Genomic DNA, 26,212 nt, shown 5'->3' on the forward strand with positions numbered 1-26,212 from the left:
CCTTCAATTCGCCGCACGGCGGCGGTGGCGGGATGCGCAGGCCATGAGCCAGCGCGGCGCGTTCAGCCCCCGGTGCTGCCGAGGCGGATGGTGTGTTCCACCCGGCCGCCGTAGTCGTTGATGGTGATGAAGCGGACCTGGTTGGTGCCCGCCGGTGCGGCGAACTCCAGGCTCTGCTTCGGCGCAACCATCGCGCCCTTGTCCTCGACGGCCTTTTCACTGCTGCCGGTCACGGCATGCACTTCAGCCAGCGTGACGTGGAAGGGGCTCGGGTTTTCCACCCGCAGGCGGTCGCCATTGCGGGTCCAGCGCAGCGCTGCCGGTGCGTCGTTGGCAACGCCCTTCAGGCCCTGCGGCCGGTAGAAAAGCTTCAGGCGCGAACGAAACGCGACCTGCAGGTAATTCTGTTCGCCACTGTTGTCGGCGTTGTCCGGCGACGGCGGCACATCCAGCACGTTGAGCCAGAACACCGACTCGCGGTCGGTCGGCAGCTGCGCGCCGGAGAAGATCAGGCGCAGCGCCTGGCTGCGGCCCGGCTCGACGCGCGCGATCGGCGGTGTCAGCACGAACGGTGCATCGCTGGTATCGGCGGTCTGGTTGGCGTCGCCGCTGTCGATCCAGGCCTGCACCAGCGCCGGCGAATCGCCCACGTTGTCGACCTGCACGGTGACTTCGCGCGCCTGCGCCGGATAGATCACTCGCGTGCCGTTGACCACCACGCCGGCCAGTGCGTTCTGGCAGAAGGGCAGCGTGAACGCTGCCAGCAGCAGCGCCCGGGGAAAGATTGCTTTCATCGGAAGTACTACGCTCGAGGTGTGTGGCCAGAGGCCGCGGAGCATTGGCCGGCGCGTACGCCGGCCAATGCGGGTACGGCTACGATCAGTTGTAGATGATCGTGTACTTGACGCTGCTGGTGACGTCGCCCGGGGTGGCGGCGGCAGTGGCGTAGTACTCAGCGTAGTAGCTCAGGTCGGCCGAGCCGTCGGTGCCGACGGTGACCCACTGCGAGTTGGTCTGGGCCAGGCCAGCGCCGGCTGCCTTGATCGGCAGGACCTGGTTGTTGGAGCCCAGCAGCTGCAGCTGCACGTTGGTGGCAGCGTTGGCCGAAGCCTGGTTCAGCAGGCGGCCGGTGTTGAAGTCAACGGTCGAACCCGGCTCGAAGTAGGTCGCGACGTTGCCGGCGCTGCACTTGGTCAGGTTGATCGCGAACGGGGTACGACCCGCAACGGCACCGGCATTGGCCAGGGTGTTCTTGGACACGGTCGGCAGGTTGACGGCGAAGTCCTTGCCGCCCGGGGTCGAGATGGTGCAGGTCTTGTCGGTCACCTTGCCATTGAAGGTGATGGTGCCGTCGGCGGCGTTGGCGGCCAGCGGAGCGGCGGCCAGCATCACAGCGGCGATGAGATTGATCTTGTGCATTCGCTTTTACCTAACCCTACTGAAGAGATGAGAAGTAGAGGAGGAAGCAAGGAGCACTGCCGGGCTATCAGGACCCATCCTTGCGTCTCACCTGTGGCCGGACTCGGACATACCTTCCCCTGAATCCGTGACGCAAGTATAGGCACAACTGTGATGAAAGTCTCATTATTTTTCTGAACGACGGTTTATTGACGCCTCAAGTGTGACGTGGTAGCCGAAATCGAGTCAGCGGGGGCGAGCGGTCACCCGCAGCCTTCGCGGAGGCGGCTGGCTGCGCCGGGCGCGCACGCAAAAAGTCGCCATTTCTCCCTGAAAAACAGCTTTCTTGATGCGCATCACTCTTTCTCGGTGATGGCCCTAGCAGATTCGGATTTGTCCTATTAAAGCCGGGTCCAACCTGTCGCTAACTAGGAAACACCGAACGAACCAGAGAACGTGTCATGAGGAACTCCATCCTGCTGTGTGTGGCCCTGATGTCCGTCAGTGCGCTGGCCCAGGCCAGCAGCGGCAGCATCCGTTTCAGCGGTCACATCGCTGAGCCGGGCTGCACGACGAACCTGTCCCAGGGCGAACTGAGCCTGGCGGCCTGCCCGCCGTCGGCCAAGGGCTCGACGGTGGCCGTGACGGCGCTGGCCGATGGCCAGGCCGCGACGCTGCGCGATGGCAAGCGCCAGGGCCAGAAGCTGTCGGTGTCGGCCAGCGCGATGCGCGCCGGCGATATCGCCTTCTCCGAACGCTACAGCGTGCAGGCTTCGAAGCAGCAGCCGCTGCAGGGCGCCTACCTGGTCGTGGTCGACTACCTGTAAGACCTGCAGCAGGCCGGCGTTACTCCGGCTGCGGCAACTCGAAGACCTGGCGCAGGTATGTCAGGTAACCAGGGTCGTCGCACATGCTCTTGCCCGGCGAGTCGCTGAGCTTGGCGACCGGCTGGCCGTTGCAGCGGACCATCTTGATGACGATGTTGAGCGGCGTCGGACCCAGATCATTGGTCAGATGGGTGCCGACGCCGAAGGCGACCTGGCAGCGACCACGGAAGTAGTCATACAGGCGCATCACCTTGACGATGTCGAGGCCATCGCTGAACACCAGCACCTTGCTGCGTGGATCGACCCGGCGCTGCTGAAAATGCGCCAGCATGCGGTCACCCCAGTCGAACGGATCGCCCGAGTCGTGGCGCACGCCGTCGAACAGCTTGCAGAAGTACATATCGAAGTCGCGCAGGAACGCGTCCAGGCCGACCACGTCGGACAGCGCGATGCCGAGGTCGCCGCGATATTCGCGTGCCCATGATTCCAGTGCCGCCACCTGCGAATCACGCAGGCGCGGGCCGAGCGCCTGGAACGCCTGCAGGTACTCATGAGCCATGGTGCCGTGCGGAGTCATGCCATACAGGCGCGCGAAGTGTACGTTGCTGGTGCCGACCAGCTGCGGCCCGAGCGCATCGCGCAGCAATGGCAGCAGGCGGGCATGCCAGTCACGCGAGTAGCGGCGGCGGCTGCCGTAGTCGGCGATGCGGCACTGCTCGAAGCCGGGGGTATCACGCAGCAGCGCGGCCTTGGCCTGCAGGCGGCGTTCGCCTTCGGCGAAGTCGGCGGTGGTGGTGTTGCGGAACCAGACCTCGTTGATGATCGCCAGCAGCGGCACTTCAAACAGGATGGTGTGCAGCCACGGGCCGGTGATGTCCAGCTCGATCTCGCCGGGCACGGTCTTCGATGCGCGCAGCTGGATGTACTTGCGGTCGAGGTGGAACAGGCCAAGGAAGTCGGCAAAGTCGGGCTTCACGAAGCGCAGGCCACGCATGTAGTCCAGCTCCGCGTCACTGAAGCGCAGGCTGCACAGGTGGTCGATCTCTTCGTCGATCTGGTCGATGTAGCGGGCCAGTTCGATGCCGGGCGTGCGGCACTTGAACCGGTACTGCACCTGGGCGCCGGGATGCTGGTGGAGCACCGCCTGCATCATGGTGAACTTGTACAGGTCGGTGTCGAGCAGGGACTGGATGATAGGCATGGGACGGATTATGCGCCCGACGGAGTGAACCGTGGGCGCGCCGGCCTTTCGTAGAGCCGAGCCCACGCCCGGCTGGATTTGCCTGAGCCGAGCGTGGGCTCGGCTCTACAACGACCTGCGCAGCAGCCTCGGTACCAGCATCAGCGCGTGCGCCCAGATCGCGCCCCACACCGCCACGCGTACCGGCAGCGAACGCTGCTTCGCCTCGAACTTCTGGAAGTAGCGCCACAGGCCCTTGTGCTTGTGCCACTCGACGAAGAACGGACGTGAGCGGCTGGATACGCCGCGCACGTGGGTGACCTGCAGATCGTTGGCAATCGCCACCACTGCGCCGGCCTCACGGGCACGGCGGCACAGGTCCAGGTCTTCGGCGTGCAGGCGGTAGCCGGCGTCCCAGCCGCCGATACGGTCGAACAGCGCGCGCGACATCATCAGCAAGGCACCGGACAACGCCGGCACCCGCTGCAGTACCTGCTGCGGGTCACGCGGAACGGCCAGTTTCGAGCCCTTGCCCGGCGAGCGCAGCATCAACAGGAAATCCGGGTCGCGGCGGCGCACGGCCTCATCGGCCTGGCCGTGCTCATCCAGCTGTTCGACACCCAGCAGGCAGTCACCGAGGGCGTCGGCGCGGCTACGCAATCCGGCCAGCGTATCCGGCTCGACCATCAGGTCCGGATTGATGAAGGCCAGCCAGGGGCTGCTCGAATCGGCCACGCCCTGGTTGTTGGCGGCGGCAAAGCCAGGATTGTCCGGATTACCGATGAAGCGCACACGCGGGTCATGGCTGGCGTGCCGCTGCACGATCTCCAGCGTGCCATCCACCGAGCCATTGTCGATCACCCGGATCTCGGCCACGTCCTGCGCCTGGCGCAGCCGCGAGAGGCAAGCATCGATGGTGCTGCCGCTCTGGTAGGTGACGACGATGGCGGCAATGGCAACATTCAAGCGGGAGGCTCCGGCGCAGATGATGGAACGAACAGGTCGCCCTGCTCGGCCGGCATTATCGCCTGCCGCATGCGCTGCTGCAGATCGGCGCGCAGCCCGTGCAGCGGATCGTGCATCAGGAAATCGGCCAGTCGCGGCACCCAGGCCGGCCAGCGCGCGGCCAGGGCTTCAAGATCGCCATCGCGGCTGACGGCCTCCCCTGCGCGGCCGACGAAGGCGGTCTCGCACAGGACGTTGCGCCAACCCAGCCCGGCCATGCGCAGGCTCAGGTCGACCAGCGCCGCGTTCCAGCCGGCGTAGCTGTCCACGTCCAGGCCGCCGGCACGCCGGCGCGCGTTGCCGCGCACCAGCACCGCGTGGGTGACTGCCGAGGGCAGCTCCGGATGCAGCACCGGCAGCGTGGCACAGGTGTGTGCCAGCAGTGCCGGGTCCTCCGGTTCGGGATTGATTTCGCCCAATCGCGGCCACGCGGCTGTTTCGCCGGCATTGCACCACGGTGTTGCGGTGGCGATGGCGGCGTCGCGGGCGAAGGCATCCTGCAGCTGCTGCAGCCAGCCGGGTGCTGGCACGCTGTCCGGCGCCAGCACGGCCACGTCCAGGCCCTCGCAGGCGCGCAGCATCTCATCCAGATGGGCGACCTCGCCCAACGGCCGCGCGCGGCGGGTGTATTCGGCCTGCAACGGCGTATGCGCCAACCAGTGTTCCACCACCGCCTGCGCACGCGGCCCGGTCTGCGCGTCATCGGCCAGCCAGACCGCGGTACCCGGCGCGGTGCCGGCATCCAGCGCGGCCAGGCAGCGGTCGAGCGCGGCATCGTCCACGCACAGCGGCAACAACACGATCGCCCCCATCCCGCCTCCGTGGTTGTCGGTAGCCACAGCCTAGCACTGGGAGGGTATCGGCCGGGTTGCACCCGGCACCTGCAGAGGCCAGAGCCGAAGCAACAGCAGAAGCCGGCTATCCGTGGCATGGCGGGGTGGGTCCGGTGGCGGGGGACGCTGCAAGTACGTCCATGTAAGCTCGGTCGCCGCATCCATGCGGCTCACGCCCCCACAACCGGACCCACCCCGCCTTCGACAGATCTCTGCGATCTGCAGTAGATCCACGCCATGCGTGGATGAATCTCCATCAGAATCGAATATTTCGAATTGGAATCGAAAAGCATCCACGCATGGCGTGGATCTACCGTGTCGACCAAGGTCGACACCTACCAACAGCAGCAGGAAACTGTCGAAGGCGGGGCACTGTGGGTTTGCGGGGTGTGAGCCGCATGGATGCGGCGACCAAGCCTCCATGGACGGATTTACGGCGTCCCCGCAAACCCACAGTGCCCCGCCCCCCCCTCAGTAAACCCGCTGTTGCCGTTGCTCCAGCTCTGGCCTCTGCGGGTGCCGGGCGCAGCCCGGCCGTCAACCCCTTACTTCTTTGCGCGCGGCTGGTTCAGCGGTTCCATCGCGCGGAAGCGCTGGCTGTACTCGTCGGTCAGGGTGCGTGCCTCCTGCCCGTTGCGCACGATGCTCGGCGTCAGCAGCACGATCACCTCCGAACGACGGCTGGTGCGGCTCTTCTGCCCGAACAGTGCGCCCACCACCGGAATCCGGCTCAGGCCGGGGATGCCGCTGCTGCCATCGGTGCCCGTGTCGGTGATCAGGCCGGCCAGCATGATGGTGTCGCCGCTCTGCACCGCCGCTTCGGTCGACAGCTTCTTGGTGGAAATCCGCGGGTTGCAGTTGCGCTCCTGCGGGTTGCAGTTCTCCGGCACGTTCGAGGCGCTGCTCACTTCCTGCACGATGTCGAGGAATACCGTGCCGTCGCGGGTGACGCGCGGGCGTACCTTCAGGATCACGCCGGTGTCGATGTACTGTACCGAGCTGTAGCTGCTGGTGCCGATACCGGTGTTCACCGTGGTGGTATTGATCGGCACCTTGTCACCCACGTTGAGCGTGGCCTCGGCGTTGTTGCGCACGAACACCGAGGGGGTCTGCAGCAGGCGCACATCGGTGACCTTGTCCAGCGCGCTCACCACCGCCGCGCCATTGTGGCCGGTGAATGCCCAGCCAAGGCCTTCGCCACCGGTCGCGGCACCGGCAAAGCTGCTCCAGGAGCCGCCGGCGGCGGCCGGCAGGGTCACGCCGGCCAATGCGCCGGTCAGCGCGCGCCCGGCCACCGCGTTGTCGAAGAACCAGTTCACGCCGTACTTCAGGTCCCCCTCCAGTGCGACCTCGGCCACCTGCGCTTCGATATGCACCTGCAGCGGCATCACGTCCAGCTTCTCGATCACTTCGCGGATCGAACGCCAGGCCTGCGGGGTCGAGCGCACCAGCAGGGTGTTGGTTTCCTCCACCGCCGACACGCCCACGCGATCGCCTTCCACTTCCAGGCTGACGCTGACATTGCCGGACTGGCGCTGCGGCAGGTTCATGCTGCCGTTGCCGGTGCCACTGGAACCACTGCCCGGCGTCGAACCGAAATTGCTGCTGTTGTTGCTGTCCATGCCACGGTCACCGTCGCTGCCCAGCTGCGACGGCATTGCACCCGGTGCCAGCGAGGCCGGGCTGGAGCCGCCGCGGTTGCCGCTGCTGGCGAAGGCTTCACTGAGGCGTTCGGCCAGATCGCGCGCCTTGATGTAGCGCAGCTCATAGGAGAACAGACGGGCACTGCCACCGGCGGTATCGATGCGGTCCAGCCACTGCTGGATCTGGTCCAGGTAACGCACCTGCGGGGTGATCACCAGCACCGCGTTGGCGTTTTCCAGCGGCAGGAAGCGGAACATGCCGGCGCTGGGCGTCTTGCTCTCCTCGCCGAACACCTTCTCCAGGTCGGCGGCCACCTGCTCGGCCTTGCCGGACTGGATCGGGAACACGCCCACCGACATGCCCGACAGCCAGTCGACATCGAAGATCTCGACGGTGCGCATGTAGTTTTCCAGCTCGGCGCGGGTACCGCCCAGGGTGATCACGTTGCGGCCGCTGTCGACGTTGACGATGGCGTTGGGGCGCGCGTACGGCTCCAGCACCTTCTTCATTTCAGTGGCGGAGATGAACTGCAGCGGGATCACCCGCACCTCGAAGCCACGCGCACTGGCTGCCGGCGCCGTACTCGGCGCGACAGTGCCGGCCAATGCCTGGTCGGCAGCCACGATGTTGTAGCGGCCGCCGCTATAGACCATGCGGGCATTGTTCCAGCCCAGCACCATCTCCAGCAGGTTCAACGCCTGTGCCGGCGACACCGGCTTGGGCGTGGCCAGGGTGACTGTGCCCTGCACCCCCGGTGCGATCACGTAGTTCTGGCCCAGCATGTCACCGAGAATGGCCTTGACCACCGCATGCACCGATTCGCCTTCGAAATTGAAGGTTGCTTCACCGGTGCTGGCGCCGTGCAGTGCCGGCGCCGGCGCGCGCGCGGCTTCGCGGTTGATCATGGTGCCGGTGCCGCGGCGGATGACCGCCTGGGGCGCGCCCTGGCTGTCACGGGCGGCATCGGCAGCCACTTCCGCCGCCTGGCCGGCATCGGTCGTGGACGTCAGGTTGCCTTTGCGCTGCACGTGCGGCGCGGACACCGTGCTGCAGCCAACCAGCAGCGCGAGGGCAAAGGACCAGGGAAGGAAACGCAGGTTCATGCATTCACTCTATCGGTTGGTGCCATCGCCCGGGGGCGGCGACGGTTGTTGCTGCTGTTGTTGCTGCAGCTGGCGGCGGCGGGCCTGGATGCGTTCGCGGATGGCCTGCATCTGCGCTTCGCTGGGACCGTTGGTGTTGGCGGGAGGCGTAGCGGCCGCCGGTGTGGCAGCCGGTGCTGCAGCGCCACCTGACGCCTGCTGTGCCGTTGCTGCGGCAGCTGGCGGGGGCGGCGGAGCACCGGCAGGCGGCGGCACAATGATTCCACCCGCCGGCGGCGCACCGTTGGCGCCGCGCAATACGGTGGGCGGTTCACCGCCCTGGCCGTTGAACACCGCCAGCTCCAGCACCTGATTGCCACCGGGGCCGATCACCGTGGCCTGGCGGGGCGCCAGCGCGACCAGCTGCCAGCCATCGACGGCCTCCCCATTGAGGCGCAGGCGCAGCGAGCGGTTCTGTTCGGTGGTGAACGTGGCCATGCCGAAGTCGCCGGTCAGCAGCACGCCGGTCAGGCGCAATGCGGCACTGGCGGCGGGCTCGCTGCCACCAAGCAGATAGGGCTTCGGCTTGCGGTCCTCGGCGAACAGCGGGCGTTCGCCGATCGCGCTGTAGCTGTCGGCACTGGCCATGCGTTCGGCGGCAAGCGACGGCAGGCCTGGCAGCGACGGCGCCGCATCGGCATTGCCATCGGCGCCCGGCAACCGACTGCCGAGGCCGAAGCCGGTGGCCAGCCAGACTGCTGCCGCCCAGCCCGCCAAGGCCAGCAGGAAACCGGTGCGCAGGCTGATCTGCTCAAGTTTCATCGGCCACCTCCTGTCCCTCGGCCGGTGCATCCGGTACCGGTGCAGCCATCGGTACCGCTGCAGGCGGCTGCGGGGTGGCGGCCGGCCCGGTTGCGGGTGTTGGCGTGGCCCCTTCGGCCGCAGCGCCCGGCAGCAGATAACCGGCCAGTTCGAAGGACACATCCAGGCCCAGCCCGGATTCGTTCGGCGATTGCTGGAAACGCTGTGCGATCAGGTTGAGGTTGTCGACGAACAGGCGCGGGCTGCCGGTTTCCAGGCTGTGCAGCACGGTGGCCAGTTCGGCCACACCGCAGCGCAGGCGTACCTGCATGGCAACGCGCACGAACTCGGCATCGCGACGGTTGTCGGTCAGCGGCGTGCGGTTGCTGATGGTGCAGCTGCGGTTGCCCGGGCTGGCCATCGCCACGGCATCCTGCAGCTTGCCCCCCAGCGCGGCGGCGGCGGCTTCGGCGGTGGCTTCACGCAGGAAGCCCGGCCGCTGCTGCAACGCTTCGCGGGTAGCGCGCAGGCGCTGTTCGATCTGCGGCTGCTGCTGCAGCTGCGCCTGTACACGCTGCTCGCGCTCGCGCAAGGCCGCGACATCGGCATCGATCTCACGCAGCGGCTGGGTGAACCAGGGGTGCACCAGCAACAGATAGGCCAGGCCGAGCACTGCCAGCAGCAGTGCCAGTGCCAGCCAGCGGTCACGGCGCGCGCTTGGCATCGGCATCGGCCGCCTCCCCGTTCGCAGCCGCCATCGGCTGCAGTTCAGCGGTCATGGTGAAACGGTCACGGCCACTGGCGGCACCGTCGGCCTGCAGCACGCCGGTCAGGTTGACCTTGCGCCACTGCGGCGCGTCCTGCAGCAGCTGCACCAGCTGCGAGGCCTCGCGGCTGAGCCCGATCAGCTGCAGGTTGTTGTTCTCGATGGCCAGCTTTTCCAGGTAGGTGCCCTCCGGCAGGCGCCGGGTCAGTTCATTCCAGATTTCCACCGTGCCGGCACGCTGGCTGCGCTGCTTTTCGAGGAACGCGGCACCGTCGATCAGCCCCTGCAGCTGTGCACGTTCGCTGGCCACGCCACGCGCACTGCGCGCACTGCGTTCAACCTGGGCACGCAGTTCATCGGCGGCGGCGCGGCGGTTATCGAGCAGCTGCACCGCGGCCAGCACCAGCATCACCAGCGCGGCCAGGGCCAGCAGCAGGTTCCAGCGCCGCATCGGGTCTGGCCGCAGCTGGCGCTGCGCGGGCGGCAGCAGATTCACGTGCAGCGGATCACCCTGCGCATCGATCGCGTCGACGGCGGCCAACGTATCGGCCCACTCGCCCACGCTGCCACGCCAGGCGTCCAGCTGGCGCAGCGGCCAGGCGATCAGTTCAACCTGCAACAGGCCTTCACCGGCGCTGCCCAGTTCACGCACGTCATAGCTGACCTGGCTGGATTCGAACGGAGTCTGCCGGTCGACCTCGAAGCCGACCACCGCGCGCAGGCGATCGGCCGCCGCCGCCGGCAGCCGAAGATGGCGGCGCAGCACTTCATTGGCCGGCAACAGCCACACCCGCGGCAGGCTGCGCAGGCGCGGCTCCAGAACACGGTCCAGTTCAGCCGGCGACAACGGCCACGGCAACGTCGCCACCGCTTCGCGGCGTTCGCCGGCCTCACGCCGGACCTGCAGCTGGTCACCCTCGCGCTGCAGCAGCAGGCGCGCCTGCGCCCAACCCAGCGCCCACTGCCAACGTGCCGGCACCCACGCCAGCAGCGATTGCCGCCACCAGCGCAGGAAGCGGCCAGCGCCCGGGCCGATCCGACCCTGAACCTGCCGCAGACTGTCCTGCCAAGCCGTCATCTTGCTGTCATTCCCTGCTCCCAGCGAAGCACTGTGTAGGACCGCCCGGGAACCCCGCCCGAGCCGTTGCGTACCACTGCCTGCAGCACCGACCGGCGTCCGCTGCCGTCGATGACACGGGACTCGATACTATAGGTGCCACTGCTGCTGGCAAGCGTTGTCGCACCCGCAGCGGAATCGGCATCACGCTCTTGCTGGGCGCGCTGGGCCAGCACGGTGTCGGCATCCAGCCCCAACGCGGTCAGTACCGGCGCGCTGGCGAACTGCGGATCCGGGCGTGCCTGGCGGCTGTACAGGGTCAGGTGCGGCAGCATCTTCTGGTACAACGGCCCAGGCATGCCGAGCACCCGCTGCAGTTCACCCAGGGTCTCGAAACGCTTGTTGCGCGGGCCATACGGCAACCCCGCCGCGGCATAGTCGGGCGCCTCGGCACCGCCACCGGGCTGCAGCAGGCTGTCCTCGTCGCGCCAGTCGACGATGGCACCGGCCAGCTGCCGTGCGGCTCCTTCGTCTTCGCCCAGCGCCTTGAGAAAAGCGGTCAGCAGGGCCACATCGGCCAGATTCAGGTTGATCTTGCCGTTCTCGTCCAGCACCTTGATCTCGATGCTGGCGTCATCGAACGTCCAGCGATAGGTACGGCCATCGGCCCGCCACGGGGCCCGCTGCGGATCGGCGGACAGGCGCATCAGCGCATATTCCAGGCCGGCCCGTGCACGCTCCTGGCCGCGCGCGTCGTCATCCAGCACCCGCTGCTGCAGGTGCTCGACCCGCGCGCTCAGTGCAAAGGCGCCGACCAGCGCAGTCATCAACGCGATCAACCACAACACCAGCACCAGCGCGGCTCCACCTTGCCGGTTCATCGCGCACCACCGCTGCCACCGGCACGCGGTGCGACCACCAGCACCGGCCACGGCGCGCCCTTGGCCGGCACGATCTGTACTTCCACCAGCATCGGCAGGCGCCGCGTATCGTCCCAGCGCGGCAGCCAGTCGGTCACCTGGCCGGTGCTGGCGTCAATGCCGCGATAGCGCAGTTGCACCGACTTCAGGCCGTCCACCAGCACTTCCGGTGGACGCGGCGGCGTCTCGGCGATGCGCTCGCCCTCCTGCAGCAGCACCAGGTCCAGCAGCAGGCGCTGCTGGCCACTGCGGCCGTCCACCTGCAACGCGTGCAGGTACGGTCCGCCGCGGCCGAGATAGCCGGGCAGGTCGGCGGCGAACAGCATGCGCTGTTCTTCGCCCTGGAAGAACATCGGCTCACGGGTGGGGTCGGGTACTTCCAGCGGTGTGCGCAGCGCGCCGGCCAGCTGCCGCCGCAGCAGCGCCTGCACCGCGCGCATGCGTTCGCTCTCGGCAGCGATCTGCTCGCCGCGCTGGCTGACCGCCATTGCCGAGCGCACGCTGGCGAACGCCAGCGCCAGGCCACCGGCCAGCAGCACCGTGGCCAGCATCACCTCGATCAGGGTGAACCCCGCAGCGCGCCGCTTCATCGCGCGCTCTCCAGATCCGGCGGCAACAGGCGCAGGCTGCGCCAGCGCAGTTGTTCGCGCTCGCTGTCGCCCCAGCGCACCTGCAGCTGCAGCTCGGCCAGCCAGGGCGCACCCGGCGACTGCGACTGCACCACGCTACCAGCACGTGGCTCCACCCACGGCTGCACCTGCAGTTCCCAGTGGTAGCGGCCCTGCTCCCAGTCGCCCTGCTGGCGGCCGACCTGCAGCGGTGCAGCGACACCGGCTTCGGCCAGCAGCGACTGCGCGTGCAGCACCGCACGCGTGCGCAGCCCGGCCTCGCGTACCTGTTTCGCACCACCGGACAGGCTGCCCAGCAGCAGCGTCAGCGCCAACCCGAGCAGGGCAAAGGCGATGATCACTTCCAGCAGGGTGAAGCCACGCGCACGCCGCTTCATTGCGCCCGCCATGGGCCGGAGCGCACTTCGCCGGTCAGCCAGCCAACATCGATGCGCCACTCGGCACCGTCGCGCTGCAGGCGGATGCGGCCACCGCTGGAACCACCATCGGGATGGAACTCGATCACGCCCTGCCCTGGCGCGGTGGCCAGCTGCGCGGCGCCTTCGAACTGCACCTGCAGCTGTGCCGGCACGTCACCATGGCGCTGGTTGGCGCCTTCCCAGTGGCGTCGCGCCGGTTCGATCACGAAGCGCTGCGGTTCGCCCCGGGCGATCGCCTGCGCCCGTACCACCCGCAGCTGGTTGGCGATGTCCTTGCCGGCGCTGCGCAGTTGCATGCCAGCGAAGCCACGTGACAGGCCGGCAGCAGTGATCAGGCCAATTGCTGCGATCAGGGCGATCACCAGCAGCATTTCCAGCAGCGACAGGCCCGCTGCGCGCCTGCCGTGCAGGCGCGGGCGAGGCAGCCGGCGCGGCAGGAAATACGTCATGCAGGATTACGGCTGGTAGCGGATGTCAGCATCGACGCTGCTGCCGCCGGCCTTGCCATCCTTGCCGAGGCTGATCAGCTCGTACGGCTGGCCTTCGCCCGGCGCACGGTATTCCAGCGCGTGGCCCCACGGATCGTTCAGGTCAGCCGGCTTGGCATACGGACCCAGCCAGCCACCGACGCCCGCCGGTGCGGTCACCAGATCGTTGAGCGAGCCGGGCAGCTTGCCGGTATCGATCTGGTAGTTGTCGACCTTGGATGCAACGGTCTGCACCTGCGCCTTGGCGATGTTGGCCTTGCCGCGATCGGCGCCGCCCAGCACGCGGCTGGCGACCAGGGTCAGCACCGCACCGATCAGCACGATGACGATGATGATTTCCAGCAGGCTCATGCCCGACTGGTTGCGCGCGGCGGTGAAGGAAAGGCGGATCGGTCGACGGGAAGCAATCATGGTCGGTCCTTTCAGTTGCGGAGTGTCGGGGTTGCGTAGGGATCCATCGTCAACCGATGGCATTGGTCAGGTCATACAGCGGCACCAGCACGGCAACGATCACCGCACCGACCACCGAGGCCAGCACCAGGGTGATCGCCGGCACCATAGCCGCCAGCAGACGATCGATGCGGCGCGCGCTGTCCTGTTCGAAGGTATCGGCCGCCTTCAGCAGCATGGTATCGAGTGCGCCGGATTCCTCGCCGACCTGGATCATCTGCAGGGCCAGCCGCGGGAACCGCTTGCCGCGCGACAGCGCCAGCGACAGGCCGGTACCGTTCTTCACTTCGTCGGCAGCGGCCTCGACATCGGCGGCCAGCGCACGGTTGCCCAGCACGTTGCGGGCGATGCCCAGCGCACCCAGCAGTGGCACGCCGTTGCGCAGCAGCGTGCCCAGCGTGCGCGCCAGCCGTGCGGTTTCCAGTTCGCCCAGCAGGCGGCCGATGCCGCGCCGCTGCAGCAGCCAGCCATCCAGCGCCAGTCGGAACACCGGTTGCCGCGCCTTGCGTTCGAAGAACAGCGCCAGCACGGCGGGCACCACCAGCAGCAGCACCCACCAGTCGCGCACGAACAGGCCCAGCTGCAGCACCGCGTTGGTGAACCACGGCAGTGCCACGTCCAGGCTCTCGTACATCTGCGCGAACTGCGGCACCACATAGCCGAGCAGGAACAGCAGTGCACCGCCCACTACCACCAGCAGGATGGCCGGGTAGACCAACGCGTTGATCACCTTGCCCTGCAGTGCACGACTGCGTTCAAGGTAGTCGGCCAGCCGCTGCAGGGTGTCGTGCAGGCTGCCACCCGCCTCGCCGGCACGCACCATGTTCACGTACAGGCGCGAGAACAACCCATGCTGGCGCTCCAGCGCTGTGGACAGCGGCGCACCACCGCGCACCACGTCGCGGATGTCGGTGATCGCACGCCGCGAACGTTCGTCTTCCGGCAGGCCGAGCAGGATCGACAACGCGCGGTCCAATGGCTGGCCGGCACCGAGCAGGGTCGCCAGCTGCTGGGTGAACTGCAGCAGTGCCGCGCCCTGCAGCGGGCGTTGGCGGAACAGGTTGCGCCAGGTGCTGCCGCCGATCGCGCCGCCGTCAGCCAGCTGCGTCTCCATCGGCAGGTGGCCCTGGTCCTGCAGGCGCGCGACCAGCTCGGCCTCGCTGGCCGCTTCCATCTGCCCGTCGAAGATCTCGCCGTGCGTATTGAGCGCCTTGTAGCGGTAGTTCGGCATGTCAGCCCCTGCGTCCTGCGCGCATCAGCTTTCCTCGGTCACGCGCAGCACTTCCTCGATGGTCGTCTGCCCGCTCAGCGCCTTGCTCAGGCCATCCTCGTACATGGTGCGCATGCCGGCTTCGCGGGCGATGCGCTCGATCTCGCCCATGCCATCACGGCGCATCACCGCACGCCGCAGCGCGTCGTTCATCACCAGGAATTCCATGATGGTGGTGCGTCCCAGGTAGCCGGTCGGTGCCAGCGCCGAGGGTTTCGGGCGGTACAGGTGGATCGGCCCCTGCGGCTGCAGGCGGCGCAGTTCGAAGCGTTCGACTTCTTCCGGCGAGGCTTCATAGCGCTCGGCGTGGGTCGGTTCCAGCCGGCGCACCAGGCGCTGGGCCAGGATGCCGTTGATGGTGGAGGTGAGCAGATAGTCCTCCACCCCCATGTCGAGCAGGCGGGTGATGCCGCCGGCTGCGTTGTTGGTATGCAGGGTGGACAGCACCAGGTGGCCGGTCAGCGCCGACTGGATCGCGATGCGCGCGGTTTCCAGGTCACGCATTTCGCCGATCATGATGATGTCCGGGTCCTGGCGCACGATGCTGCGCAGGGCATTGGCGAAGTCCAGCCCGATCTGCGGCTTGGCCTGGATCTGGTTGATGCCCTCGATCTGGTACTCGACCGGGTCTTCGACCGTGATGATCTTGACGTCGGCGGTATTGAGCTGGCTCAGCGCGGTGTACAGCGTGGTGGTCTTGCCCGAACCGGTGGGGCCGGTCACCAGCAGGATGCCGTGCGGCTGTTCCAGCACCTTGCGGAACTGCGGCAGGAAGACATCGGTGAAGCCGAGCCGGTGGAAATCGAAGACCACGGTTTCGCGGTCGAGCAGGCGCATCACCACGCTTTCGCCGTGTGCGGTCGGCACCGTGCTCACGCGCAGGTCCAGTTCCTTGCCCTGCACGCGCAGCATGATGCGGCCGTCCTGCGGCAGGCGGCGCTCGGCGATGTTGAGCCGGGCCATGATCTTGATGCGGCTGATCACCGCAGCGGTGAGGTTGGCCGGCGGGCTCTCGCCTTCCACCAGCACGCCGTCGATGCGGTAACGCACCTTCAACCGGCTTTCGAAGGGTTCGACATGGATGTCCGAGGCACGCAGCTCCACCGCGCGCTGGATCACCAGGTTGACCAGGCGGATCACCGGCGCTTCCGAGGCGAGGTCGCGCAGGTGTTCGATGTCGTCCACCGCCCCACCCTCACCGTCGGCGGTCTCGACAATCGCGCCCATCGCACTGCGGCCCTGGCCGAACCAGCGCTCGACCAGATCATCGATCTCCGCGCGCATGCCCAGCACCGGCGTCACTGGTACGCCCAATGCCAGCTGCACGGCCTGCTGCGGATAGGGATCGTGGGCATCGGCCAGCCACAGCCGCACGCCCTGTTCATCCAGCGCCAACGGGCACACATGGAACTGCTTGAGGAAGCGCACCGACAGTGGCAGGCCCTCGGCCAGCCCCTGCGGCGGTGCCTCGGGCAGCTGCTTGCCCTCCAGCAGCGGCAGGCCCAGCACCTCGGCGCTGGCCTGCGCCTGGTCACGCTCGGAGACCAGCCCCAGCCGCACCAGCAGGCCGAGCAGGCTGCCACCGGCTTCGGCATGCAGCGGCCGCGCCCGTGCCAGATCGCCTTCCTTGAGCCGGCCACGCGCCAGCAGCGCATCCAGGATGCGACCTTCGGCGGTGTCGGCGGCGGTTGCAGCAAGCGCGTTCACATGACTCTCCTGTCAATCGGTTCGACTTTAGCAGTTAAGCCGTGATTTCCGCCGCTCCTGCGCCACCTTTCGTAAAAAGACGAAGCCCGTCACACGGGATGACGGGCTTCGGCCATTCAACTACGACAGTGCGAGCTTACTGCGTGGCGAGAATGCTCACCCCGTTGTAGGCCGCTTCACCCACCACTTTGATGTAGTAAATAGCCGCCACCGGCTTGGTCACCCGCACTGTCTCGGAGGTGCCCGGACGGGTCGACTTGGCGTCGTTGTCGCTGGCACTGGGCTCACGGCCTTCAGCCACGTAGACCGAAACATTGCCGGTGCCGCCGTAGGTGATCACGCTGAACTGCTTGCCGGCGGCCGCTTCGAAGCTGTAAAGCTTGCTGCTGCCGGCCGCACCGGACAGACCGCCGATGGCCGCCTTGTTGGTCAGCGGCGTGGCCACCGGTCCACAGTTCTCGGTGCACGGCTCTTCCAGTGCCTTGGCCAGCGCGGCCTTGGCGTCGAGGATGCCGGTACCGATCGGGGTGGCCGCCGGGATGGCGACCGGGAACGGACGCGCGGTTTCCTTCAGCAGGGTGCGCATGGCCGCCGGGGTCAGCGGATCCTTGCCCTTGGCGATCAGCGCGCTCTGCACCAGTGCAGCAACGGCGGCCACATGCGGCGAGGCCATCGAGGTGCCGCCCATGCCCATGTAGCCCGGCGTACCCGAATCCGGCGTGGTCGCCGCATTGGAGCCGGTCTGCCAGATGTAGCCACCGGGATTGCCGTCGACGCTGCCACCGCCGCCCGGGCCGGACAGATCCACGCGGGTGCCGTAGTTGGAGTAGTAGGTGATGCCGCCGGTGATACGGGTCGCACCCACGGTCACCACGCCTTCGCAGCTGGCCGGACGGTACTTGGACGCGTTGTCGGTCTCATTGCCGGCCGCCACCACCACCGTGGTACCGCGCGAGATGGCGCCGTTGATGGCGTCCTGGTAGGTGCTGCCGCAGGCGCCGCTGCCGCCCAGGCTCATGTTGATGATCTCGGCCGGGTTGGTGTTGGCCGGGATGCCGGTCACCGTGCCACCCGATGCCCAGACCACCGCGTCGGCGATGTCGGACAGGTAGCCGCCGCACTTGCCCAGCACGCGCACCGGCAGCACCTTGGCCTTGTAGGCGACACCGGCCATGCCGACGCCATTGTTGGTCTGCTCGGCGACGGTACCGGCCACATGGGTGCCGTGCCAGGAGCTGTCCTCGGCCAGCGAGCCGTCGTAGCACTCGTTGTCGTTCTCCACCCAGTCGCCCTGGTCAAGCGCGCCTGGCACACGATCATTGGTCGGGCGGCGCGAGGTCTCGGCGTCGCTGATGAAATCGTAACCCTCCAACAGGTTGCCAACCAGGTCCGGATGCTGCGGCAGGATGCCGGTATCGATCACCGCCACCACGATGCCTTCGCCCTGCGAGACATCCCATGCCGCCGGTGCGTTGATGCCGCCGACCGCATTGTGCAGGTGCCACTGGTTCTGCTGGTAGAAGGGATCGTTCGGCACCAGTGCCGGCTGCACATCGCCGGCACGCAGCTCGGTGCGGCGCAGCTTCACGTCGGCTTCGGCGTACTGCACCGACGGGTCGGCCTGCAGTTCCTTCAGCACACGCTGCAGTTCGGCCGGGGCCAGGCGGCCCTGCACGCGGATCAGGTCCGCACCGGTAGCGAGCTTGCGTACCACCTGCGGGCCGAGGGTACTGGCACGTGAGGTACCGCCGGACAGGCTGGCCCGGGTCAGCGCCGACTGCACGCTGGACAGCTTCGCCGAGCGGTCGGTGGCGGCAGCAGCGCCGGCCCGGTACTTGACGATGATGCGCTCGGCGCCCGGTTGGGCGGTGCTGGCCTGGCGCACCGGCTCACGGGTCGGCAGGCCGGCGGCGTGGACGGCACCGACAGCCGTCATCGACAGCACGGCGGCGGCAAGCACATTGATGCGAAGGTTCTGCTTCTTGATCACGTCGAAATTCCTCTTCTGGGTCATGGTTCGAACCAACACTGCGGCCATCATTCCTTGACGACTCCCGGCCGGCCCAGCCGGGATTGCCGTGACCTCCCCCCAGGCCCTCACTGCAGGTGCTGCGCCGGCGTGGGTGGCCGCCGGCGCGATGGAATGGCTTACCAGCCGAAGCCGGCACCGACGCCAACCGAGCTGTCGTCACTGCTGAAGGCACCGCCGAAGGTGACCGTGGCGCGATCGCTGATCGCACGCTGGTAGCCCAGCGACAACGCCGATTCGCCACCCTGGAAACCGATGCCGACGCCGACCCGGTTCTGGGTACGAATGCCGGCGGCACTGGTGGCCATGTTGAGCATTGCAGCGCTCATCGCGCCCTGGCGATCGATGCGGCGATCCATGTGGCGCAGGCGTCCGTCGATCTCGCCCTTGAACACATCGAAGCTGTCGGTGACGGCCTGGACGCGGCTGTCGGTGTAGCTGTTGGCCGTGGCCATGCCACGATCAAGCTGGCCCTTGTTGACCGCATCGGTAGCCGTGGTACCGGCTGCCACGTTGGTGACCTGGCGCTCATTGCCTTCACTGCCCACCGAGATCGTATTGGCACGGTCGGCGAGCGAGCCCTGGCCCAATGCAATGGCGTTGGTTGCTGTGGCGGTAGCGCCCTGGCCGATCGCGGTCGAGGAAGCCCCGCTGGCCACGGCGCCATCACCCACAGTGACCGAGTTGGCGCCGCTTCCCGGCGTACCCACCGGAATGCCGGCACCTGCTGCGGCAGCCGTCGGCGTGCCCTGCACGCGTGCGGTGCTGGCCGCTGCCGCATCCGCCGCCACCGGGGCATCGGCAGTGCTGGCCAACGAAGTGTCATCCAGCGAGGCGCTCATCGCGCGCAGGCTGGACGCACCGGCACGCGTGCCACCGGCGCTGCGGCGGTCGATCTCGCTGACCTTGCGGTCCAGCGCACCCAATGCATCGCCGACGTTGCTGTAGGTGGCGCCCTGGATCACATAGTTCGGCGCCACGAACACGCCCTGCATACCGACGCTGGCACCACCACCGAGGAAGCTGGCTGCATCACTGAGCGACTGGAACAACTGGCCGCCGTTGATCGCCTGACGGCTGCCGGCGGCAATGCTGCCTGCACCGACGTTGTCGATGGTGGTGCCCTGGAAGCCGGACAGGGTCAGGCGATCACGGCTGGCGTCGTCGTAGCCCACCGCGCTGGCCGCCGTGGTTTCAACGGTGGTGATGCGCGAATCGAAATCACCGACGCGGGTTTCCACCGCGCCCACGCGCTGGTTGGTGACGTTGAGCTGCGAACCGGTGATCGCATCGGTGCTGCCGGCGGCGATGCGGCCATCGGCCACATTGACGATGCGGCGCGTGGCCGGACCATCGGTGCCGTTGCCACCACCGACCGACACCACGTTGGCATCGAGCGCTCGCGAACCCGCGCCGAGCGCGACCGAGTTGGCACCCGTTGCACCGGCGCTGGTACCCAGGGCCAATGCACCGTTGCCGATGGCCAGCGCATTGGCACCCAGCGCGTTGCTGCGCGCACCACTGGCGCTGGCTGCCGAACCGATGGCTGCGGCGTCGGTACCGCTGGCGCTGGCCGTGCCGCTGCCGGTGGCCTTGACGTAGCGCGCCGTGCCGTCTGCGGTGGCGGCAACGGCATCCAGCTGGCCACGGTTGACCGCATCGGTACGCTCGGTACCGGCGGCGACACGGGTGATCTGGCGATCGCTGCTGGCACTGCCGACCGACACGGTGTTGGCACGGTCGGCAACCGAACCAGCACCCAGCGCGACGCTGCCGGCAGCGCTGGCATTGGCGCTGACACCAACCGCCGTCGCGTTGGCGCCGGTGGCCTTGCTGCCATAACCGACTGCGGTGCCAAGACGGCCGCTGGCATCGGCGTAGCTACCGATGGCCGATGCGCCGTCGGCCGACGCGCTGGCGCGGAAACCATTGGCCTGCGACTGCGTGCCGCTGGCGGTGGCCTGCGCACCGCTGGCGGTGCTGTAGGCGCCCTTGGCCTGGGCGCCGGCACCGGTGGCGCTGGCACCCAGCTCACTGGCACTGGCGCCACTGCCGAGGGCGACGCTGTCGACACCGCTGGCCTGCGCCGTGTTACCCAGTGCAGCGGCATTGTTGCCGGTGGCCAGCGCATCGAAGCCCACCGCGGTGGCATTGGCCGCCATCGCGTTGGCACCGCTGCCCAGTGCGGTGGCGCCGTTGCCGATGGCGTTGGCCGCATTACCGGCAGCCAGTGCGTTGTCACCGTCCACCAGTGCACCGGCCTCGCCATCGGCATTGCCGCTGGCCTGGAACTGGCGGCTGGTCTTGTCGGCGACGCTGGCCACTGCATCCAGCTGGCCCTTGTTCACCGCATCGGTGGCTTCGCTGCCTGCTGCGACATGGGTTACCTGGCGCTCACCGCCCGCCTTGCCGACGGCCACCGTGTTGTCACGGTCGGCCTTGGAACCGGCGCCGAGCGCGACGCTGTTGCTGCCATTGGCGGTGGCATTGGCACCCAGTGCGGTGGCGCTGCCGCCTGCCGCCCACGAATTCCAGCCGATCGCCGTGGCGTAGTCTTCGGTGGCCCACGCGCCCGCACCGAATGCCGCGGCACCGGTGCCACTGGCACGCGAGGGGATCAGGCCGAAGAAGGTGCTGCCACCGATGGCCACGCTCTCCTCGCCACTGGCCTCGCTGGACTGACCCACGGCAACGGCACCGGTTCCGGCCGCAGCGGCACCGAAACCGACTGCGGTGGTGTTGGCACCACTGGCCGCCGAGCCGTAGCCCAACGCGGTGCCGAGGCGACCGCTGGCTTCGGCGTAGCCGCCGACAGCGGTAGTGCCATCGGCGGACGCGGCGCTGCGGAAACCGCTGGCCAATGCCTGGGTGCCGCTGGCATTGGCTTCTGTACCTGTGGCCATGCTGTATGCACCGCTGGCCTGCGCGCGCGCGCCGACCGCGCTTGCCCCCAGTTCACTGGCGCTGGCGCCGGTGCCGAGCGCCAGGCTGTCTTCGCCGGTGGCCTGTGCCGTGCTGCCCAGGGCAGCCGCGTTGCTGCCGGTGGCCAGCGCATCGATGCCTACCGCCGTGGCGTTGGCCGCGAGCGCATTGGCACCACTGCCCAGCGCGGTGGCGCCGTTGCCGATGGCATTGGCGGCGTCACCTGCGGCCAGCGCGTTGTCACCCTCGACCAGCGCCCCGGTTTCGCCATCGGCATTGCCACTGGCCTGGAACTGCTTGCTGGTCTTTTCCGCCGCAGCGGCCACCGCATCGAGCTGGTTCTTGTTGACCGCGTCGTTGCCCTGGGTGCCATCGGCCACGTTGGTGATCTGGCGGGTATTGCCGCCGCCGCCCACCGACACGGTGTTGTCGCGGTCGGCAATCGAGTCCGCACCCAGCGCCACGCTGTTGGCACCGCGCGATTCGGCGGCGTTGCCCAGTGCGGTGCTGTTGATGCCCCCCGACCAGGCGCCACCACCCACCGCAGTGGAGTAGTTGCCCGATGCCTCGGTGGCCAGCACGCCGAACAGCGAGCCGCCAACGGCGACGCTGTTGGTGCCGGTGGCCAGGCTGCCCTGGCCGGTGGCGGTGCTGTAGGCACCGGAGGCTTCCGAATCGCCACCCACTGCCACACTGTTGGAACCGGATGCATTGGCGAAGTTGCCGAACGCGGTGGCATTGAAGGCCGAGGCCTGTGCGTAGCCACCGATGGCGGTGCTGTAACCGCCGCTGGCTTCGGCACCGATACCGAAGGCCGCTGACGCCGTGCCACTGGCCACGCTTTCGCTACCCACGGCGGTTGCCGCGTCACCGCTGGCATTGCTGAAGTAACCCACAGCCACGGCTTCTTCGCCAGAGGCTTCGGACAGCACGCCGGTAGCGGTACTGCCGGCACCGCTGGCGATGCTGGCCGCACCGAACGCCGCGCTCTGCTCGCCGCTGGCCTCGCTTTCCGCACCGTGCGCGGTGGCGTACTCACCGGTGGCCTGTGCGTTGGCGCCGACGGCGCTGGCATTGGCCGCGCTGGCCAGGGCATTGAAGCCCACCGCCTGCGCATTGCTGGCCAACGCATTGGCGCCGCTGCCCAGCGCAGTGGCGCCATTGCCGATGGCATTGGCCGCATCACCGGCGGCCAGTGCGTTGTCACCGTCCACGAGCGCACCGGCTACGTCATCGCCATTGCCGCTGGCCTGGAAGAAGCGACTGGTGGTTGTGGCCGTGGCCGCAACCGCATCCAGCTGCGCCTTGTTCACCGCATCGGTGGCCTGGGTGCCGGCGGCGACGTTGGTGACCTGGCGTTCGTTGCCAGCGCTGCCCACCGACACCGTGCGCGCGCGGTTGGCGACCGAACCAGCGCCCAGCGCGACCGTGTTGCTGGCGCTGGCATTGCTGCCGGCACCGAGCGCGATCGCACTCTCACCACCGGCCACCGTGTTGGTGCCGATGGCGATGCTGTTGATGCTGTTGCCCAACGCCTGGAAGCCCAACGCCACGCTGTTGTCGCCATAGCCGAAGGCCCCGCGACCGACGGCGGTGGAGCTGGCACCGTTGGCCCAACTGTTGTAACCGATGGACGTTGCGCCGCTGCCGCTGGCCCACGCCGCGTTGCCGAACGCCGACGCGTTGGTGGCGGTGGCCCATGCACCCGAACCGAATGCTGCTGCGCCACTGGCGGTCGCCCAGCTGTAACCACCGACGGCGGTGCTGTCATCGCTGCTGGCGAACGCGCTGTCGCCGACTGCAACCGCATAGCTGCCGGTGGCACGTGACTTGCCGCCGGCGGCGAAGCTGTTGTCACCACTGGCCTTGGCGGCATTGCCGAAGGCAGTGCTGGTGGCTCCGGTGGCCTGCGCACCGCTGCCGACTGCGGTGGCATCGGCAACGGCGGTGGTGCCGACCTGTTGTGCCTTGCCGTCGGCACCGATGATCGGCTGGTTGAATTCATCGTAGGCCTGGCCGAGGCCACCGATGGCGACACCGCCATTGCCGGTGGCCGCGCTGTTGCGGCCGACCGCCACACTGTCATCGCCGATCGCGGATGCAGCCGCACCATGCGCGATGGCACCCGCACCGATCGCATTGCTCGACGAACCGGCGGCGATGGCGCCCTCGCCATCGGCCAGCGCGCCGGCATCGCTGCCAGCTTCCGGCTGCGCCTGGAAGAACCGCGCGGTGGTGTCGGCGGTATTGGCCACCGCATCCAACTGCGCCTTGTTCACCGCATCGGTGGCTTCGCTGCCGGCGGCAACGCTGGTGATCTGCCGTTCGTTGCCGGCACTGCCCACCGCCACGCTGTTGGCGCGCACCGCTTCGGAGTTGGCGCCGAGCGCGACGCTGTTGGCGCCACGTGCGGTGGCGTAGTAACCCACCGCAGTGCTCTGTGCGCCACTGGCCCAGGTCTGAGCGCCGAGGGCACTGGCGTTCTCGCCAGGTGCATAGGCGAAGTAGCCGACCGCAGTGGCTTCGGCACCGGAGGCCTCGCTCAGGCTGCCGTTGGCCACCGCGCGATCGCCACTGGCAATGGCGCCCGCGCCGACGGCGGTCGCGGCTTCGCCACTGGCCTGGGTCTGCACGAAGAAGCCCAGGCCGGGGATCAGATCAGCCGGGCCGCCGATGGCGACGCTGCTGGTGCCGGTGGCATTGCTCTGCGTACCCAATGCCGTGGAGTAATCGCCGATGGCATTGGCCACCGCACCGAACGCCGACGCCTGTGCGCCGGCAGCATAGGCACCCACGCCGTAGGACGACGCGGCAAAGCCGCTGGCTTCAGCGCTGGCACCGACGGCAGTGCCACCGACGCCGGCGCTGGTGGCCCCGGTTTCCACCGGTACGCCGCCGCTGGTGATCAGCGGGTTGCCGTTGGCGTCCACCGCGGCACCGCCCACGGCAACGCTGCCCGGGCCGTTGGCCTGTGCGTTGTTGCCGAACGCTGCACTGTTCTGGCCCGAGGCCAGCGCGTTGTTGCCGACGGCGGTGGCGTTCTGCGCGACGGCGCCGGCACCCGCGCCAACTGCAGTAGCACCGTTGCCGATCGCGTTGGCAGCCTCGCCTGCAGCCAGTGCGTCGTCGCCCTCGGCCAGCGCACCGGCATCGCTGTTACTGCTGCCGGTGGCCTGGAAGCGCTTGGCGGTAGCATCGGCCACGGCGGCAACGCCCTTCAACTGGCCGACGTTGACCGCATCGTTATCTTCCGTACCGGCAGCCACGCTGGTGATCTGGCGGGTCAGGCCGTATTCGGCGGCACCGACGGACACGGTATCGACACGATCGGCCAGTGAGCCGGCGCCGAGCGCCACGCTGCCGGTAGCCACCGCAGCAGAGTTCGAGCCCAGCGCCGTGCTGTATTCACCGACGGCGGTGCTGAACGCGCCAACCGCGATCGACGCTTCGTTGGCGGCGGTAGCGCCGCGGCCCAGTGCGGTGCTGCCCGGGCCCATCGCCACGGCACCGCCGCCGACGGCCGTCGCACCATCAGCGGTGGCTTCGGACAGCGCGCCGAGTGCGGTGGCCGCGCCGTTCTCACTGGCTGCGGTAGCGCTTGCGCCAACCGCGGTGTCGCCGAGACCGAATGCCGCGGCACTCTGCCCGACCACGACGCTGGCATCGCCGAGCGCGAGTGCGCCTTGGCCGAACGCACTCGCGCCGATGCCGGCAGCGATGGCCTGGGTACCGATGGCGGTGGTCGCATTGGCCAGCGACTGTGCGCCGGCACCGGCCGCCACGGCGCCCTGCCCTTCGATCTTCGCCGCGTCGCTGTCATCGCCTGCGCCGTCGGCCTTGAAATAACGGTTGCCATCTGCGGCGACATCGGCAAGCGCGGCCTGCGTTGCACGCGCCTGCGCATCGAGCTGCGCCTTGTTCACCGCATCGGTGGCCTGGCTGCCTGCAGCAACATTGGTGATCTGCCGTTCCTTGCCGGTGTCACCGACGGACACGGTGTTTGCACGGGTGGCCTTGGAGCCGGCGCCGAGCGCCACGCTATTGGCAGCACTGGCGCTGCTGTTGCTGCCGATCGCCACCGCGTTGCTGCCCTTGGCCGTAGCCGTGCCTTCGATCAGGCACTTTTCGAGCAGCTTGCCGCTGAATGCGACGCAGGTGGCGCTGCCGCCGATCTGCACCGACTGTGCCGCAGCGATACCGCTCATGCCCAATCCCAATACCAGGCCCAGTGCCATCGCCAACCGTGCGGGCGCAGCCTGCGTTGCATCGCGGCGCTGGTCGACGACCCCGCCGCTGCTGCCGGAGGAGGCCAGTTCCGAGGCCACCACCAACTGACCCAATGCTTTGTTCCAGACCTTGCGATAAATCCGATTCATCGGTACGGCTCCTGATTGGACTGGTTTTGGGCAAAGCAACGCCACCGCTGGGCTTTCCGGCCCAACGTCCCCTGGGGGCGTTTATTCGCGTGATTTACTGCGGGGTATTGCCGAACGGCGCGCAGCGACAGAAAACCGAGCGCGTGCGCCAAGCGGTTACTGCGAAATGAATGATTCTGAAACGGGCTTCAAGTGTTAACGGCAACTTTGCAGATCGTCAAGACTTTGACACGGCAAATCCTATTGCCGTGAAGCACATCACTATTTCACGTGTTTATGAAAGGATTTTGTTATGCATGCGTGACGATTCCTCGACGCATGGAAATGCATGTAACTAGCGGTCGCGACTGGAGTTTCAATCGCGCAAAGAAAAACCCGCCGATCAACGGCGGGTTTTTCCATACGCGAT

Annotated in this window: 19 protein-coding genes; 1 reads left to right on the top strand and 18 read right to left on the bottom strand. The window is 68.0% G+C overall.

Annotated features, from left to right (window positions below):
* Positions 1 to 62: 62 nt before the first annotated feature.
* Both AC0Z6F_RS06315 and AC0Z6F_RS06320 read right to left on the bottom strand, forming a co-directional pair.
* Positions 63 to 794 (bottom strand): fimbrial biogenesis chaperone, encoded by a 732-nt coding sequence (locus AC0Z6F_RS06315; protein ID WP_012510023.1) that lies wholly within the window; start codon positions 792 to 794, stop codon positions 63 to 65.
* Positions 795 to 879: 85 nt separating this feature from the next.
* The gene (locus AC0Z6F_RS06320) at positions 880 to 1,419 is read right to left on the bottom strand and encodes a fimbrial protein (protein ID WP_004143031.1); all 540 of its coding nucleotides are present in this window, start codon (positions 1,417 to 1,419) and stop codon (positions 880 to 882) included.
* A 440-nt stretch (positions 1,420 to 1,859) separates the two neighbouring features.
* Between AC0Z6F_RS06320 and AC0Z6F_RS06325 the strand changes: the two genes are divergently transcribed.
* Positions 1,860 to 2,225 (top strand): hypothetical protein, encoded by a 366-nt coding sequence (locus AC0Z6F_RS06325; protein WP_004143030.1) that lies wholly within the window; start codon positions 1,860 to 1,862, stop codon positions 2,223 to 2,225.
* A 19-nt stretch (positions 2,226 to 2,244) separates the two neighbouring features.
* Here the strand turns inward: AC0Z6F_RS06325 and pncB are convergent, their stop codons facing one another.
* From pncB to AC0Z6F_RS06405, 16 genes are all read right to left on the bottom strand, one after another.
* Positions 2,245 to 3,426, bottom strand: a complete 1,182-nt coding sequence (gene pncB, locus AC0Z6F_RS06330) for a nicotinate phosphoribosyltransferase (protein ID WP_065722752.1) — start codon at positions 3,424 to 3,426, stop codon at positions 2,245 to 2,247.
* Between the two features lie 105 nt (positions 3,427 to 3,531).
* Positions 3,532 to 4,371 (bottom strand): glycosyltransferase family 2 protein, encoded by an 840-nt coding sequence (locus AC0Z6F_RS06335; protein WP_485617251.1) that lies wholly within the window; start codon positions 4,369 to 4,371, stop codon positions 3,532 to 3,534.
* Entirely contained in the window at positions 4,368 to 5,222 is an 855-nt protein-coding gene (locus AC0Z6F_RS06340; RefSeq protein WP_065722750.1) for a glycosyltransferase family 2 protein, read from the bottom strand. Before AC0Z6F_RS06340 ends, AC0Z6F_RS06335 begins: the two co-directional genes overlap by 4 nt.
* 566 nt (positions 5,223 to 5,788) lie before the next feature.
* Positions 5,789 to 7,990 (bottom strand): type II secretion system secretin GspD, encoded by a 2,202-nt coding sequence (gene gspD, locus AC0Z6F_RS06345; RefSeq protein ID WP_485617250.1) that lies wholly within the window; start codon positions 7,988 to 7,990, stop codon positions 5,789 to 5,791.
* Between the two features lie 9 nt (positions 7,991 to 7,999).
* A complete protein-coding gene (locus tag AC0Z6F_RS06350; protein WP_065722748.1) occupies positions 8,000 to 8,791 on the bottom strand; it encodes a general secretion pathway protein GspN in 792 nt (263 codons plus the stop codon).
* The gene (gene gspM, locus AC0Z6F_RS06355) at positions 8,781 to 9,500 is read right to left on the bottom strand and encodes a type II secretion system protein GspM (RefSeq protein ID WP_004142897.1); all 720 of its coding nucleotides are present in this window, start codon (positions 9,498 to 9,500) and stop codon (positions 8,781 to 8,783) included. Before gspM ends, AC0Z6F_RS06350 begins: the two co-directional genes overlap by 11 nt.
* A complete protein-coding gene (locus AC0Z6F_RS06360; RefSeq protein WP_448122561.1) occupies positions 9,475 to 10,614 on the bottom strand; it encodes a PilN domain-containing protein in 1,140 nt (379 codons plus the stop codon). Before AC0Z6F_RS06360 ends, gspM begins: the two co-directional genes overlap by 26 nt.
* Positions 10,611 to 11,474: a type II secretion system minor pseudopilin gene (locus AC0Z6F_RS06365; RefSeq protein WP_180889419.1), complete on the bottom strand. Its 864-nt coding sequence runs from the start codon at positions 11,472 to 11,474 to the stop codon at positions 10,611 to 10,613. Before AC0Z6F_RS06365 ends, AC0Z6F_RS06360 begins: the two co-directional genes overlap by 4 nt.
* Positions 11,471 to 12,103, bottom strand: coding sequence for a type II secretion system protein J (locus AC0Z6F_RS06370; protein WP_012510016.1), 633 nt, complete (start codon positions 12,101 to 12,103; stop codon positions 11,471 to 11,473). The genes AC0Z6F_RS06365 and AC0Z6F_RS06370 overlap by 4 nt, the downstream gene beginning before the upstream one ends.
* Complete coding sequence (xpsI, locus tag AC0Z6F_RS06375; protein WP_012510015.1) at positions 12,100 to 12,519, bottom strand: type II secretion system protein XpsI; 420 nt, start codon at positions 12,517 to 12,519, stop codon at positions 12,100 to 12,102. The genes AC0Z6F_RS06370 and xpsI overlap by 4 nt, the downstream gene beginning before the upstream one ends.
* Positions 12,516 to 13,010: a type II secretion system protein XpsH gene (gene xpsH, locus AC0Z6F_RS06380; RefSeq protein ID WP_012510014.1), complete on the bottom strand. Its 495-nt coding sequence runs from the start codon at positions 13,008 to 13,010 to the stop codon at positions 12,516 to 12,518. Before xpsH ends, xpsI begins: the two co-directional genes overlap by 4 nt.
* A gap of 6 nt (positions 13,011 to 13,016) precedes the next feature.
* Positions 13,017 to 13,460, bottom strand: coding sequence for a type II secretion system major pseudopilin GspG (gene gspG, locus AC0Z6F_RS06385; protein ID WP_004142831.1), 444 nt, complete (start codon positions 13,458 to 13,460; stop codon positions 13,017 to 13,019).
* 49 nt (positions 13,461 to 13,509) lie between these two features.
* Positions 13,510 to 14,730 carry a type II secretion system protein XpsF gene (gene xpsF, locus AC0Z6F_RS06390; RefSeq protein WP_004142828.1) on the bottom strand — a complete coding sequence of 407 codons (1,221 nt, stop codon included), beginning with the start codon at positions 14,728 to 14,730 and terminating at the stop codon, positions 13,510 to 13,512.
* A 24-nt stretch (positions 14,731 to 14,754) separates the two neighbouring features.
* On the bottom strand, positions 14,755 to 16,476 hold the full coding sequence (gspE, locus tag AC0Z6F_RS06395) for a type II secretion system ATPase GspE (RefSeq protein WP_004142827.1): 1,722 nt from the start codon (positions 16,474 to 16,476) through the stop codon (positions 14,755 to 14,757).
* Between the two features lie 136 nt (positions 16,477 to 16,612).
* The gene (locus AC0Z6F_RS06400) at positions 16,613 to 18,466 is read right to left on the bottom strand and encodes a S8 family peptidase (RefSeq protein WP_485617300.1); all 1,854 of its coding nucleotides are present in this window, start codon (positions 18,464 to 18,466) and stop codon (positions 16,613 to 16,615) included.
* Positions 18,467 to 18,624: 158 nt separating this feature from the next.
* Complete coding sequence (locus AC0Z6F_RS06405; protein ID WP_485617249.1) at positions 18,625 to 25,803, bottom strand: ESPR-type extended signal peptide-containing protein; 7,179 nt, start codon at positions 25,801 to 25,803, stop codon at positions 18,625 to 18,627.
* Positions 25,804 to 26,212 lie beyond the last annotated feature (409 nt).

It is taken from the genome of Stenotrophomonas sp. 1L-E-5-B-C3, from assembly GCF_057292075.1.

Coding starts and splice junctions, on each gene's coding strand:
- AC0Z6F_RS06315 (WP_012510023.1), bottom strand. CDS start 794: ATGAAAGCAATCTTTCCCCGGGCGCTGCTGCTGGCAGCGTTCACGCTG.
- AC0Z6F_RS06320 (WP_004143031.1), bottom strand. CDS start 1,419: ATGCACAAGATCAATCTCATCGCCGCTGTGATGCTGGCCGCCGCTCCG.
- AC0Z6F_RS06325 (WP_004143030.1), top strand. CDS start 1,860: ATGAGGAACTCCATCCTGCTGTGTGTGGCCCTGATGTCCGTCAGTGCG.
- pncB (WP_065722752.1), bottom strand. CDS start 3,426: ATGCCTATCATCCAGTCCCTGCTCGACACCGACCTGTACAAGTTCACC.
- AC0Z6F_RS06340 (WP_065722750.1), bottom strand. CDS start 5,222: ATGGGGGCGATCGTGTTGTTGCCGCTGTGCGTGGACGATGCCGCGCTC.
- gspD (WP_485617250.1), bottom strand. CDS start 7,990: ATGAACCTGCGTTTCCTTCCCTGGTCCTTTGCCCTCGCGCTGCTGGTT.
- AC0Z6F_RS06350 (WP_065722748.1), bottom strand. CDS start 8,791: ATGAAACTTGAGCAGATCAGCCTGCGCACCGGTTTCCTGCTGGCCTTG.
- gspM (WP_004142897.1), bottom strand. CDS start 9,500: ATGCCGATGCCAAGCGCGCGCCGTGACCGCTGGCTGGCACTGGCACTG.
- AC0Z6F_RS06360 (WP_448122561.1), bottom strand. CDS start 10,614: ATGACGGCTTGGCAGGACAGTCTGCGGCAGGTTCAGGGTCGGATCGGC.
- AC0Z6F_RS06365 (WP_180889419.1), bottom strand. CDS start 11,474: ATGAACCGGCAAGGTGGAGCCGCGCTGGTGCTGGTGTTGTGGTTGATC.
- AC0Z6F_RS06370 (WP_012510016.1), bottom strand. CDS start 12,103: ATGAAGCGGCGCGCTGCGGGGTTCACCCTGATCGAGGTGATGCTGGCC.
- xpsI (WP_012510015.1), bottom strand. CDS start 12,519: ATGAAGCGGCGTGCGCGTGGCTTCACCCTGCTGGAAGTGATCATCGCC.
- xpsH (WP_012510014.1), bottom strand. CDS start 13,010: ATGACGTATTTCCTGCCGCGCCGGCTGCCTCGCCCGCGCCTGCACGGC.
- gspG (WP_004142831.1), bottom strand. CDS start 13,460: ATGATTGCTTCCCGTCGACCGATCCGCCTTTCCTTCACCGCCGCGCGC.
- xpsF (WP_004142828.1), bottom strand. CDS start 14,730: ATGCCGAACTACCGCTACAAGGCGCTCAATACGCACGGCGAGATCTTC.
- AC0Z6F_RS06405 (WP_485617249.1), bottom strand. CDS start 25,803: ATGAATCGGATTTATCGCAAGGTCTGGAACAAAGCATTGGGTCAGTTG.